Here is a 13,348-nt window from a genome sequence, read left to right as displayed (position 1 = left end):
GTAAAAATATTAATTTTCTAAATTTATATAAAACGTGTAATATCCAATAAGTTCCTATATAATCAATAAGAAAAATCTTACAAATGGAGGTATGAAAATGGCGATTTTGAGTAATATTGGTGCAGCTTTATTTTCTATTGCTTTTATTCTTTTAATCTTATGTATCATTTCATTCTTTAAGAAAAATGGAAAAGCAAAACAATATGGACGTCCTACCGTTATTCTTTTTATGATTTCTATTATATTAATAACGACCGGTACAACAAAGTCGGAACACCCCGTCGTCGAGTTTTTTTCTACTTTAATTTTCATTCTATTTATATTCTTCCTTGTTATAGCAATCTTATCTGTAATTAAGAAAACAGGTGTAGCGAAAAAACAATTTATTATTACAGCCGTATTATTTGTCATTTTTGTTGCGCTATCAGGTATTTCAGCTCCTTCTTCTGAAAAAACGACAGCAACTAGTACAAAAGTGGCATCTAACAATGAAGAACAAAAAGATAGTGAACAGAAAAAAGAGCTAGAAAAGAAAGAGGCGGACGAAAAAACTCAAAAGCAAGAAGATGAGAAGCGTCAAGCCGAGGAACAAGCTCGTAAGCAAGAAGATGAAAAACGTCAGGCTGACGAACAAGCTCGTAAACAACAAGAAGAACAAAAACGTCAGGCTGACGAACAAGCTCGTAAACAACAAGAAGAACAAAAACGTCTAGCTGATGAACAGGCTCGTAAGCAACAAGAAGAACAAAAACGACAAGCTGATGAACAAGCTCGTAAACAACAAGGAGAACAAAAACGTCAGGCTGACGAACAGGCTCGTAAACAACAAGAAGAGCAAAAAGCACAGCAAACTCAAACACAACCCGCTTCAGGAAATACTAGTAGTGCATACTACAAAAATTGTGCTGCAGTTAGAGCGGCTGGGAAAGCCCCTTTACATAAAGGACAACCAGGTTATGACTCACATCTTGATCGTGATGGCGATGGAGTTGCATGCGAAAAATAGTAATAAAAAAGAAGCTTCTAGTAAGCTTCTTTTTTATTATCAGAAACTATTACGACGAATTCCCCTCCCACTTCCTTTTATAAAATTCATTTTATTATCCTTAAAACTGACACATAATAAGTGATTTCAATCACCACATTGATTTTCATTTATCGCTATTCTTAATTTAGTTATTACATTCAAACTTTATGGAGGCGTTCATATGAAACATGCATTTACTGAAACTTCTATTGTCGGTGAGATCGTTACACAATTCCCGAAAGCTAGTGATCTTTTTAAATCATATAGAATAGACTTTTGTTGTGGTGGCAATAAACCACTTATTGATGCAATTCATGAAAGAAATTTATCAGCAACAGAAGTACTTACAGAATTAAATACACTTTATAATAATACGAAACGATTAAATGAATCTGAAATTGATTGGAAAAATGCTTCTTATCGTGAATTGATTGATTATGTTATAAATAAGCATCATCGCTATTTAAATGAAGAATTACCACAATTAAGTCCGTATGTGACGAAAGTATTACGCGTCCACGGAGCAAGTCAGCCTCACTTAGCTCAAATTCATAAGCTATTTCACGAATTAAAGATGGAATTAGAACAACATTTAATTAAAGAAGAAACAGAAGATTTTCCATTAATTTTAGAATTTGAACAAAATCCAAATGAAGAAAACTATGTGAATTTACGTAAAGTAGTAGATAAGTTGGAAAATGAACATAACCACGCAGGCAACATTATTAAAGAGCTTCGTAAAGTTACAAATGACTTTACTCCTCCAGAAGGAGCTTGCGGCACTTATCGACTTGTTTACCAACGCCTTGAAGCACTAGAGTCTGATTTATTTGAGCATATTCATTTAGAAAATAACATTTTATTTCCACGTGCAATTACGAGAGTATAAATCAAGTGCAGGACATGAGTATACATACTTATGTCCTGTTTTTTCATTTGGTAAAGAATATACACATCCCTCTCGAATAAATCCGAATTTTAACAATTTGTGAATCATTATAAAAATGTGATAAATATCACATCTCCCCTTTTTTGGATTTTCTATAATAGAAATATAATCCTTTGTTCAACATTTCACAGAAAAAGGGGAAACGAAAATGAAAAAACGTTTAGTTATGATCGGAAATGGTATGGCTGGAATACGCTGTATGGAAGAAATATTAAAACATAATAGTGATTCATATGAGATTACTATTTTGGGAGATGAACCGCATCCAAACTACAATCGCATTATGCTCTCTCACGTTTTACAAGGCAAAACAAATATGCAAGATATCATTATGAATGAATACAGTTGGTATGAAGAAAACGAAATAACTTTATATACAAACGAAAGAGTTCAAAGTATTAACCGAGAAGCAAAAATCATTATCACAGAAAAAAATCGTACTCTTACATATGACAAACTCATTATCGCAACAGGTTCTAGTGCTTTTATTTTACCTGTTGAAGGTTCTACTCTTCCTGGTGTAACAGGATTTCGAACAATTGAAGATACACAATTTATGATAGACACCGCTAAAGAAAAGAAAAAGGCCGTTGTTATTGGTGGTGGGTTACTTGGTTTAGAAGCTGCAAGAGGTCTTATTGACTTAGAGATGGACGTACATGTTGTTCATTTAATGCCAAACTTAATGGAGCAGCAACTAGATACGAAAGCAGCTTCTCTATTACGCGAAGATTTGGAAGCGCAAGGCATGCAATTTCTAATGGAAAAGAAAACTGTAAAAATTCTTGGTACAGACCATGTTGAGGGCATTCAATTTGAAGATGGTGAAGTTGTAGATTGTGATTTAGTCGTAATGGCTGTCGGAATACGCCCAAATACGCAAATAGCAAAAGATGCTGGTTTAATTGTAAATCGCGGTATTGTAGTCAATGACTATATGCTAACAAATGACGAGTCCATTTATGCAGTTGGAGAATGTGCAGAGCATGACGGTATCGCATATGGACTTGTTGCTCCTCTTTATGAACAAGGTGCGATATTAGCAAAACATATAACAAATTTACAAACTGATGGATATTCGGGCAGTATCGTCGGTACGCAATTAAAAGTTGCAGGTTGTGATTTATTCTCTGCTGGTCAAATTTATGAAGATGCTCAAACGAAAGCAATATCAATCTTTGATGAATGTAAACGTTCCTATAAAAAAGTATTAATTCGTGACAATAAAGTCATCGGTATCGTTTTATATGGTGACACAGCTGACGGAACACGCCTCTTTAGCATGTTAAAGAAAGAAGAAGATATACAAGAATATACAGCCGCTTCTCTTCTTCACAAAGCTGGTGAAGAAAGTGAACTTAACGTTGCTACTATGAGTGCTGATGACACGATTTGCGGATGTAATGGTGTTACGAAAGGTACAATCGTTCACGCCATTTTAGAACAAGAGTTAACGACTTTTGAAGAAGTTAAAGGCTGTACGAAAGCCGCAGGGTCTTGTGGTAAATGTCGTCCGCTTGTGGAACAAGTTTTATCTCATACACTTGGAGATGCTTTTGATGCCTCAGCGCAATCTGCCGGTATGTGTGGATGTACACCTTTATCCCGTGATGAAGTCGTAGCGGCCATTTACGAGAAAGGCTTAAAATCTCCAAAAGAAGTACGAAATGTTCTTGGTTTTGCACATGAAGACGGCTGTTCGAAATGCCGCCCTGCTTTAAACTACTATTTACGTATGGCGATTCCAGAAGAATATGAAGATGATAAATCGTCCCGTTTCGTTAATGAAAGAATGAATGGTAACATCCAGCACGATGGTACATTCTCTGTTATTCCACGTATGTACGGAGGCGTTACAACAGCAGATGATTTAATGAAAATTGCTGAAGTTGCGAAGAAGTATGATGTTCCACTTGTGAAAATTACCGGTGCAAGCCGAATTGGCTTATACGGTGTCAAGAAACAAGATTTACCTAACGTATGGGCTGACTTAAATATGACTTCTGGATATGCGTATTCAAAATCTCTTCGTAATGTAAAATCATGTGTTGGCTCTCGTTTTTGCCGTTTCGGTACGAAAGATTCATTAGGACTTGGTATGTTGCTTGAACAATCATTAGAAATGGTAGATACACCTCATAAAATGAAAATGGGTGTAACTGGTTGTCCGCGTAACTGTGCGGAAGTACTGACGAAAGATTTTGGCGTTGTTTGTGTCGAAAATGGATATCAACTTTATATTGGCGGAAATGGTGGTACAGAAGTACGTGAAGCTGATTTTGTAATGATTGTCCCTACTGAAGATGATGTCCTTCGCATCGCTACAGCTTACATGCAATATTATCGTGAAACTGGTATTTACGGAGAGCGTACTGCCTACTGGACAGAACGTTTAGGCTTCGATCACATAAAAGAAATACTGCAAGATGCAAATATGATTACTACGTTAAATGAACGTTTCCAAAAAACTCGTGGCACATATAAAGAAGCATGGGGACAAGCACTAGAAACGAAATCATTAAAAGCGATGTATGAAGTAGAAACTGTGAAATAAGGAGCTGTGACCTATATGATACAAACGAAAGAAAAAATAAAAGTTATGCGTGCAGAAGACCTTCCTATTCAAATCGGTAAAGAGGTGCAAATGAAAGGTATGTCTTTCGCCCTATTCCGCCTTTCAAATGGCGATATTCGAGCTGTAGAAAATCGTTGTCCTCATAAAAACGGGCCATTAGCGGAAGGTATTGTATCTGGAGAATTCGTCTTTTGTCCACTACATGATTGGAAAATTTCACTACTAACAGGTGAAGTTCAAAAACCTGATGACGGTTGTATTCAAACGTATGAAGTAGAAGTTATTGACGGAGATATTTATATATACATGTAATTTACAAAAGGAAGCCTCCCCTGGCTTCCTTTTAAATAAAAATAGACGAGGTGCGAATATGAACGGATATGTATATTTAGTTGGTGCAGGACCAGGTGATGAAGGGCTTATTACAAAAAAAGCGATAGAGTGCTTAAATCGTGCAGATATCGTCTTATATGACCGCTTATTAAACCCTTCCTTTCTTAATTATACAAAAGAAACATGTGAACTTATTTATTGCGGAAAAATGCCAAAGAATCATACTATGCGTCAAGAAATGATTAACTCACACCTCCTTCAATTTGCGAAAGAAGGAAAAATCGTAGTCCGCTTAAAAGGCGGAGATCCATCTATTTTTGGCCGTGTTGGTGAAGAAGCAGAAACTTTAGCATCAGCAAATATTCCATATGAAATTGTACCAGGTATTACATCTAGCATCGCCGCTAGTATCTATGCAGGTATTCCCCTCACCCACCGTGACTACAGTAATAGTGTCACTTTATTAACTGGACATGCAAAAGGTCCTTTAAGCGATCATGGAAAATATAATTCATCTTACAATAGCGACACGATTGCCTACTACATGGGTATAAAAAACTTACCTACAATTTGTGAAAACTTACTACAAGCAGGAAAAAAAGAAGATACGCCAGTAGCAGTCATTGAATGGGGTACAACTGGTAAACAGCGCGTTGTCACAGGGACACTGTCTACCATTGTTTCTATTGTCAAAAACGAAAATATTTCTAATCCTTCTATGACAATTGTTGGTGATGTCGTTTCCTTACGTAATCAAATCTCTTGGAAAGAACGCAAGCCATTGCACAGCAAGAAAGTTTTATTTGCATCTGCAACAAATAAAAAAAGCGCAATAAAGCAAATGTTACAAGAGTCCGGTGCAGAAATATATCAAATTCCAACTTTCAAAAAGAAAGAATACACATTAACCTCTGAACAAATCAATAAGATTTTTAACGTTGATCGTCTTGTATTTTGTTCCGCTGACAGTGTAGACATCTTAATGCAATCATGCAGTAAATATCATAAAGATATTCGTTCCTTACAGGCAGAACTTCACTATATGAACCTTTCTATTCAAGAAAAGCTCATGCAATATGGATTGTTCAGTAAACCTGCGCAATTTTCTTCGAATTCAACGATTTATTTAGGACGAAACATTAACCGAATTGCTGTTATTCAAGAAAAAATTGGTGCTGGTTCCTATATGATGACTCATGAGTACACAATTGATCATCGCTTCGATGAAATTCATTCACGTATTCTTTCTGAATTCTCATGGGATAGCATTGTATTTGAAGGTCGTGCTTCTATTGATACGTTTCTAGCAGAAATAAAACGCCTTGGCTTTATCAATATTCTTACTCTCCCATTCTCGTATACCGACGTTCCAACTTTACACTATGCAAATAAAGTTGGGTTTCATAACGTAGATCATCAATTACAAGAAACTCTTATGAAGAAAGACATGGTGAGACAATGAAAGGAATTGTATATGTTGGACATGGGAGCCGGCTACAGGAAGGTAATGAACAATTCATTCAATTTATTCAATCTGTTATGAAAGAGCGAAACGAAAGAATTCAAAAAATAGCTTTTCTAGAACTAACGACACCTACTATTTCGGATGCAGTTACAGAAACGATAATAGAGGGAGTAACTGAAATAATGATTGTACCTGTTTTATTATTTGCAGCAGCTCACTATAAACGTGATATTCCTTTTGAAATAGAGCAACTACAAAAGAAATATCCACAAATAACATTTTCAGTTGTACCTCCTTTTAGTACACATCCACATATGGTGGAACTTGTAGTGAAAAGAATACGTGAAGCTATGTCAATGCAAAATAGTAGTATTTTACTCGTAGGACGAGGCAGTAGTGATCCACAACCGATACATGAATTACAACAAATCAGAGCAGCTGTCGAACGAAAACTTGGTATGCCAGTATCCTGTTCCTTTTTAACGAAAGGAACTCCCTCTTTTGCTGCTGAGCTCAAGGCTATAACATCGACTGCGTCCCATGTATATGTCATGCCGTACCTTCTCTTTACCGGATTATTACTTCAAAAAATTAAATTGCATACAAAAAAATATGATCACGTTACGACTTGTAACTGTCTTCAGTTTGATACATACATGAAGTTAACATTATTAGAACGAATGGAGGAATGCATATATGTATAACATGTACCCTCTTATGTTTAATCTACAAAATAAAGTGGTCGTTATCATTGGTGGAGGTAAAATTGCATATCGAAAAGCGTCTGGATTAAAAAATACAGGTGCTTTCGTCACTGTTGTCAGCCCAGAAATTTGCGAGGAAATGAAGGAACTTTCTTATATTACTTGGAAGCAAAAAACTTTTAGTAATGATGATATTAAAGATGCTCATCTTATTTATGCAGCTACAAATCAACATGCTGTAAATATGATGGTCAAACAGGCCGCTCATGATTTCCAGTGGGTTAACGTTGTAAGTGGTAGTACAGCATCATCTTTTCACACACCTGGTGTCATTCGAAATGATGAATATGTTGTCACTATTTCAACTTCAGGTAAGGACCCATCGTTTACGAAGCGCATGAAGCAAGAATTAACATCTATACTTCCTAAACTTATAAAAAAACTTTCTCATACTCGCAAATTGTAATCTATCACTCAGCTAAAATAGTAATTAACTTTGAACAAACGTTTTTAGAGGCGTTTGTTCTTTTTGCTTTAGTTTCGTTTTTTAGGCTCAGACAAGCAATTGGATAAGAATCTGTGAAGAAAAATAACGGCAACAATTACGGACATAAAAAACAGTTGCTTGAGAGCAACTGCTTCAATACAGGTTTTATATTGGATATTCATTCAACCAAATTAGCGCATATTCATACTCATCAAAAAATCTCACAGATTCTTTCGTATTAGATTGTTGTAAATAATCCATTATCTCCCCCTCTTCAAGGAGAAATGCAATTGCCTTACTGTGATTCAAAATGGTTTCATTGAAAAACTTCTCTTTCCATACTTTTTGAACAGAAAAATGATTTGGCGTGTATCCTTTTCTATCCACCAACAATTTGTATTTCCGCCCTTCGGAAATGAATTGCTGACAAACCTGCTCGAAACCATTAAACCATTCATACACATCATCTGTTTTTATATTACCAACTAGATGGGTAACAATTATATCTCCCGAAACCGTTGTGCTAATATTCTGTTTACTCAACTTAGAATCATCCCCCTTATTTACAATAATACGGAAAAACTACATGGAATCAATAAAGATAAAATTCTTACTTGACGCTCCCCCATCACTATCAACCTAAGCTCATGTAACGTCAATTATAAGCGAGATTGTGTCTTTTTTCGCAAATCTATATGTAGATGCTTTAAAGATTTACATACGAAATAACCCCTAATGAGTTTCCTTTTTTTGAATTAAGCCACTTGATTATCAGACATAGTACAATTGTAAACGACACTCAATATATTTAAGACTGTTTTCTTCTCATATCGATGGGATTTCCGTCCATCATTTACCACCTCAAATCTATTCGTTTTTTGCACGTACATTCAAAACAAAATATATGACAAATAAATAACGACAGTTACTGTAATAATGCTGAAAAGTGTTGAAAATAAAACGATTTGTGCATGTAATTCAGGTTCTATTTGATACTCCATAGCAATGGTTGATGTATTTCTTGAAGTAGGAAAAGAACTTGCAATAAATAATGATTGTGCAACAATACCATCCATGTTTAGTAGATATATCATAGCAAGTGCTAATAATGGTCCCATCAGTAACCTTCCAATTAAAGCCCATGTTATGACTCGATGGAAAAAATTAAGCTTAATGTTGGATAATTGTGCCCCTAGCAATATGAGTGCTATTGCAACAAAACCATTCGCAAGCTGATTAAGAGGAATAAAGATAGAATTAGGTATTTGAATTGTAAAAGATTGAAAGAAAACCCCTAATACGAGTGCATGAAATACAGGCAGTCTTAGAAATGATTGAATAATACCTCCGATTGTTTTTGTTGCTGATAGTAAGTTATATATCCCATATGAATAAGTTAAAAGATTCTGGAAAATAACAATAAAAATTTGAATGGAAACCCCCACTGGATTGTGACTGAAAATCAATTGACTTACTGGTAACCCATAATTACCGGAATTCATTAACGAAATGCTATTTTTTAGAGCTGCACTTTCTCCTTTTTCTAACTTTAATATTTTTGAAATGAAATGACTTACTATGATCAGACTCAGACTATAAAGCATTAAATAGTATATTATCTGGAGCAACAAACCTGTTTCTATACGAATATCATATATATTCACAAATACAGCCGCTGGCATCAAGCAATAAGTAATAAGTGTAGATAGCTGCTTTAAGTTAAATTGAAACTTTCTTTGTAAGATTGCACCAATTAGCATCAATATTAATATTGGTAATATCACGTCTAATATAATAAAAACAAACATGTAAAACCTCATTCCAAATATATTATAGTTGGATTAAACTCTTTACTAAATATGGACCACATTTTATTCATCGGAAAACACCCTCAGTTCTTAATAATCAGAAAACTGAAATCAATAATATGAAAATGCTCATCAAAAATTCTTATTTCATTTCCCTCCCCTCTCTTTTCTTTAACATATCAAATATAACTCATAAAGAAAATTATGGATTGTTTATACAAATTCATAATTTTATCTTATCAACCTAAACGGTATTTTTTATTTTAAGTATTCTTTTTCACAATATCCATTAGCCTTACCAAAAAATCTGGCCCTAGAAAAATCTGATACTGCAGTTACTATGCGAAGAATACTTACATCAATTCCATACTTGTCGCTTAAAACACCTAACATACTTGATACTTGTTTATCTTGAGTGGACTTATATTTTTTTCATCTAAACATCCCGATTCAATTAAATATTTGCATTCTAAAAATGAGTTCGATCTTTAGAATAGATTTAAGATTTCCTTCACTAATCTACCCTTTAATTGAATAACTTTTGACTTCTATATTTTAAAATAAAATTCCATAAACCTTCTGTTTTTCATTTTAAAAACACACTCTTTTAGAAAACGAGCGTTTGTTGAGATAGCAATAAAAACATGTTGAAGCCTATTACAAAAAGAACCATCCCAAAATACTTTGGGACAGTTCTTTTTCCTTATTAATGATTCTTTAACATCACTAACAATTTCTCTTGGCTATACATCCATACTGTAATGATTAAACAAGCAAGTGCGACTTCTGATAACGCCATAAATCCAATTGCATAATGACCTGTTAATTGGAATAGTAACGTTAAAATTAGCGGTGGGAAGAATCCTCCTAGTCCACCTAAAGCTGATACGAGACCATTTACAATACCAGCTTGTTCTGAGAAATACATTGGAACGAGTTTAAAGATTGTACCATTACCTATACCTGCACAAAATGCGACTAGTAGGCAACCAAATGTATACACGTTCATGCTAGGCATAAATGATAAAATAATACCTGAAAGTGTTAAACCGATAAATACAAAGATTAATATTTTAAATGGATTAAACTTATCACCGAGCCAACCACCAATTGGGCGCATAATTGTTGCGAGTACGATGAATCCAGCTGTCCGCATACCTGCATCTACTTTCTCTAATCCGAAGTGAGATACTAAAAAGTTTGGTAAGTATACGGTAAATGCGACAAATGATCCGAATGTTAAAAAGTAAAAGATACATAAAAACCAAAGTTTTTCATTTTTATATACACCTTTTATTTGTTCCATTAATGGTGTATTCACCTTTTTCTCTTTACGATCGCCTAATAAAAAATTCATAAGTGCAAATGCTGCAAGTAAAACCAAATAACATTGTACTGTCGCTCTCCAGCCAACTGAAGTTGCGATAACAGGCGCTAAAAATGAAGTAATGGCTGTTCCGGCATTACCTACACCGTAAATACCATTTACAAAACCGTGACTCTCTTTCGGAAAGTATTTTGGTAAAGAAGTTACCCCTACAGAGAATACAGCACCACCGATTCCGACAAATAATCCACCAATAATTAAATCCATCATAGAATTGGCAACACTAATATAAAAGACAGGAAATAATAATAAAATAAAACTAATAAAGAATAATTTTCTTGCTCCGAAACGATTTGTCCAATAACCAATTGGAATGCGAAGAACAGAACCTAAAATAACCGGTACTGCTGTTACTATAGAAATTTGTCCCGCAGTTAATGGAATATCCGCTTTAATATAAGGCATTAATGATGATAAAATGACCCATACCATAAAACCGATAACTAGATTAGAAGTTTGTAAACTTAATTGAAAATTAGGACTTTTCATCCTGTTCCCTCCTATGTATGCATAGTTATATTCATTCTCTCCAGCCTAATCACGTCCTAACATGATTAGGCTGAAAAGAATCAACCACCACTTACTGGCGGAATCATTGCTACGACATCGCCAACTTGAATGATGTCATCCTCATTTGCATACTCTTCATTTATCGCGACCATAATTTCGTTTGAAATTGCTACATTATATTCCTTAATCAGAACTTCCTTCAGCTTCGCAACTGTAATATTTTCACAATCTATGTGTAATGCCGGCTTACTTACTTCTTCTTGTAAATGTGCAAATAATAGTACTTCAATCATATACTCCTCTCCTTTCCAGGCTCACCATTTGCATATGTTACCTTCTCTAACTGATCACCTATCCATGACTCACCATCTTCCCAAAACTCTTTCTTCCAAATTGGAACAATTTGTTTAATACGCTCCATAATATATTCGTTCGCCTCATATGCAGCTTTCCGGTGTGGTGTAGAAACAGCGACAACAACAGCAAGATCAGAAATTTGTAATGTACCAATGCGATGTGTAATAGCGACATATGTCCCTGGCCACTTCTCTCCTACTTCAGTGCCAATTCTCTCAAGCTGGTTCTCCGCCATTGTCTTATAAGCTACATACTCTAAACAAAGTGTACGTCGACCTTTCGTAAATTCTCTAACAGTACCAATAAAAGTAGTAACCGCACCACACTCACGACGAATTACTTTGTTTGTAACTTCTTCAATTGAAATAGGTGTATCAATTACTTCATAATACGTATGTGTCATCTTGCACCTCTGATCCTTATATAAGTTAGCAATCTCTTTTTCTATTACTTGTATGATCGAAGCGGCTCTTCCCACGGCCACTCACTTCCGACGTTCGATTCTAATAACAGTACCGAAACGGTTATTCCTGTTTCAAATCCTCTCGTTCCTCCCGGCAGAACGATAAATGCATTCGCTTCTGCAATTGAAGAAATTGCGCTAGATTTATCTAAACCGACTGGTGTAACTTGCAATTGCCCATCTACAATTTCTACTCTCCCTCTTACAAAACGAGTAAACGGATTTGCTTTCGAAATGTCTTTCTGTAAAATTGCCTCTGCACGATATATGTGCGGATCTTTCCTATGCAAGTATGTTCCAATGACAGGTCGAACATACAATTCACATCCGACATAACAAGCAGAAGGATTACCAGATAGACCAAATAATAGTTTTCCCTCTAACTCAGCTACAGTTGTCACACTTCCTGGTCGCATCGCTATTTTGTTAAAAAGTACATTAGCTTGTAATCTCTCATAAATAGCCGGTAAATAATCATAGTCTCCTACTGAAACGCCACCAGTTGTAATTAATATATCAACTTCTTTTATCGCTTTTTTTACAGTGTTATAACACGTCTCAAAATCGTCAACGAATTGTCCATAATACCGTACAACTCCGCCCGCTCGTTCAATTTGCGCAGCTATCATATAAGAGTTACTATTTCGAATCTTCCCTGGCTTTAATTGTTCATGTACTTCGAGCAGTTCACTTCCTGTCGTTACAATTCCAATGACTGGCTGTTTTACAACATATACCGTACTATAACCAAACGTAGCAAGAAGTGCTGCAACTCCAGGATTAATAACAGTCCCTTTTTTCACCAGAATGCTATTTTGTTTTACATCTTCTCCTTTAAAAGAAATGTTATCCCCAGCAACAAAGGAGCGTTTCAATTTCATATAAGTCTTTTCGTTTTCTTCAAATCCTTCCGTTAGCTCTAACATAACTACTGCATTACACCCCGCAGGAATTGCCGCACCTGTCATAATACGGACAGCTTGAAATGCTTTCACATCTTCTGTAAAAACAAAACCTGCTCCAATTTCACCAATCACTTCAAACAGAATGGGATTACTGCTACTTGCTTCTTTTGTGTCTTCTGCTCGAATCGCAAATCCGTCGTATGGAGAACGATTGAAATGCGGGACATCATGATCTGCAATAACATCTTCTCCAAGTGTTCTACCGTAGCTTTCTATAAAAGAAACCTTTTCTATTTCACCTTGGTAAGCATATTCCATTACACGTGCAACTGCTTCTGCCACTGGAATTGGTATACGTTTTTCTAACATTCTTTTTCA

Annotated in this window: 13 protein-coding genes; 7 read left to right on the top strand and 6 right to left on the bottom strand. The window is 35.3% G+C overall.

Annotated features, from left to right (window positions below):
* Positions 1 to 97: 97 nt before the first annotated feature.
* The 7 genes from QCI81_RS24600 to QCI81_RS24570 all read left to right on the top strand — a co-directional run bounded on the left by QCI81_RS24600 (position 98) and on the right by QCI81_RS24570 (position 7,519).
* Positions 98 to 1,006 (top strand): excalibur calcium-binding domain-containing protein, encoded by a 909-nt coding sequence (locus tag QCI81_RS24600; protein WP_353810902.1) that lies wholly within the window; start codon positions 98 to 100, stop codon positions 1,004 to 1,006.
* A 202-nt stretch (positions 1,007 to 1,208) separates the two neighbouring features.
* Positions 1,209 to 1,916 (top strand): iron-sulfur cluster repair di-iron protein, encoded by a 708-nt coding sequence (gene ric / locus QCI81_RS24595; protein WP_000679632.1) that lies wholly within the window; start codon positions 1,209 to 1,211, stop codon positions 1,914 to 1,916.
* Positions 1,917 to 2,124: 208 nt separating this feature from the next.
* Complete coding sequence (nirB, locus tag QCI81_RS24590) at positions 2,125 to 4,530, top strand: NADPH-nitrite reductase large subunit (protein WP_023521787.1); 2,406 nt, start codon at positions 2,125 to 2,127, stop codon at positions 4,528 to 4,530.
* Between the two features lie 15 nt (positions 4,531 to 4,545).
* Complete coding sequence (nirD, locus tag QCI81_RS24585) at positions 4,546 to 4,863, top strand: nitrite reductase small subunit NirD (protein ID WP_000616683.1); 318 nt, start codon at positions 4,546 to 4,548, stop codon at positions 4,861 to 4,863.
* Positions 4,864 to 4,921: 58 nt separating this feature from the next.
* Positions 4,922 to 6,346, top strand: a complete 1,425-nt coding sequence (locus QCI81_RS24580; protein WP_023521786.1) for a uroporphyrin-III C-methyltransferase — start codon at positions 4,922 to 4,924, stop codon at positions 6,344 to 6,346.
* The gene (locus tag QCI81_RS24575) at positions 6,343 to 7,053 is read left to right on the top strand and encodes a sirohydrochlorin chelatase (protein ID WP_000676477.1); all 711 of its coding nucleotides are present in this window, start codon (positions 6,343 to 6,345) and stop codon (positions 7,051 to 7,053) included. The genes QCI81_RS24580 and QCI81_RS24575 overlap by 4 nt, the downstream gene beginning before the upstream one ends.
* Positions 7,046 to 7,519, top strand: a complete 474-nt coding sequence (locus QCI81_RS24570; protein WP_000282601.1) for a precorrin-2 dehydrogenase — start codon at positions 7,046 to 7,048, stop codon at positions 7,517 to 7,519. The genes QCI81_RS24575 and QCI81_RS24570 overlap by 8 nt, the downstream gene beginning before the upstream one ends.
* A 186-nt stretch (positions 7,520 to 7,705) precedes the next feature.
* Here the strand turns inward: QCI81_RS24570 and QCI81_RS24565 are convergent, their stop codons facing one another.
* From QCI81_RS24565 to QCI81_RS24535, 6 genes are all read right to left on the bottom strand, one after another.
* Positions 7,706 to 8,113, bottom strand: coding sequence for an STAS/SEC14 domain-containing protein (locus QCI81_RS24565; RefSeq protein ID WP_232357456.1), 408 nt, complete (start codon positions 8,111 to 8,113; stop codon positions 7,706 to 7,708).
* A 317-nt stretch (positions 8,114 to 8,430) separates the two neighbouring features.
* The gene (locus tag QCI81_RS24560) at positions 8,431 to 9,348 is read right to left on the bottom strand and encodes an AEC family transporter (protein WP_000497496.1); all 918 of its coding nucleotides are present in this window, start codon (positions 9,346 to 9,348) and stop codon (positions 8,431 to 8,433) included.
* 706 nt (positions 9,349 to 10,054) lie between these two features.
* Positions 10,055 to 11,224 carry a nitrate transporter NarK gene (gene narK, locus QCI81_RS24550; protein WP_000841859.1) on the bottom strand — a complete coding sequence of 390 codons (1,170 nt, stop codon included), beginning with the start codon at positions 11,222 to 11,224 and terminating at the stop codon, positions 10,055 to 10,057.
* A gap of 80 nt (positions 11,225 to 11,304) precedes the next feature.
* A complete protein-coding gene (gene moaD, locus QCI81_RS24545) occupies positions 11,305 to 11,538 on the bottom strand; it encodes a molybdopterin converting factor subunit 1 (protein WP_000573676.1) in 234 nt (77 codons plus the stop codon).
* Positions 11,535 to 12,005 carry a molybdenum cofactor biosynthesis protein MoaE gene (locus QCI81_RS24540; RefSeq protein WP_000149965.1) on the bottom strand — a complete coding sequence of 157 codons (471 nt, stop codon included), beginning with the start codon at positions 12,003 to 12,005 and terminating at the stop codon, positions 11,535 to 11,537. Before QCI81_RS24540 ends, moaD begins: the two co-directional genes overlap by 4 nt.
* Before the next feature lie 44 nt (positions 12,006 to 12,049).
* Positions 12,050 to 13,339: a molybdopterin molybdotransferase MoeA gene (locus QCI81_RS24535; RefSeq protein ID WP_023521782.1), complete on the bottom strand. Its 1,290-nt coding sequence runs from the start codon at positions 13,337 to 13,339 to the stop codon at positions 12,050 to 12,052.
* Positions 13,340 to 13,348 lie beyond the last annotated feature (9 nt).

Source organism: Bacillus cereus group sp. MG20, assembly GCF_040459885.1.
In the GTDB taxonomy this organism is placed as follows: domain Bacteria; phylum Bacillota; class Bacilli; order Bacillales; family Bacillaceae_G; genus Bacillus_A; species Bacillus_A cereus.
Note: the sequence above shows the minus strand (reverse complement) of the source record. Positions and strands in the feature narration are given on the sequence as shown.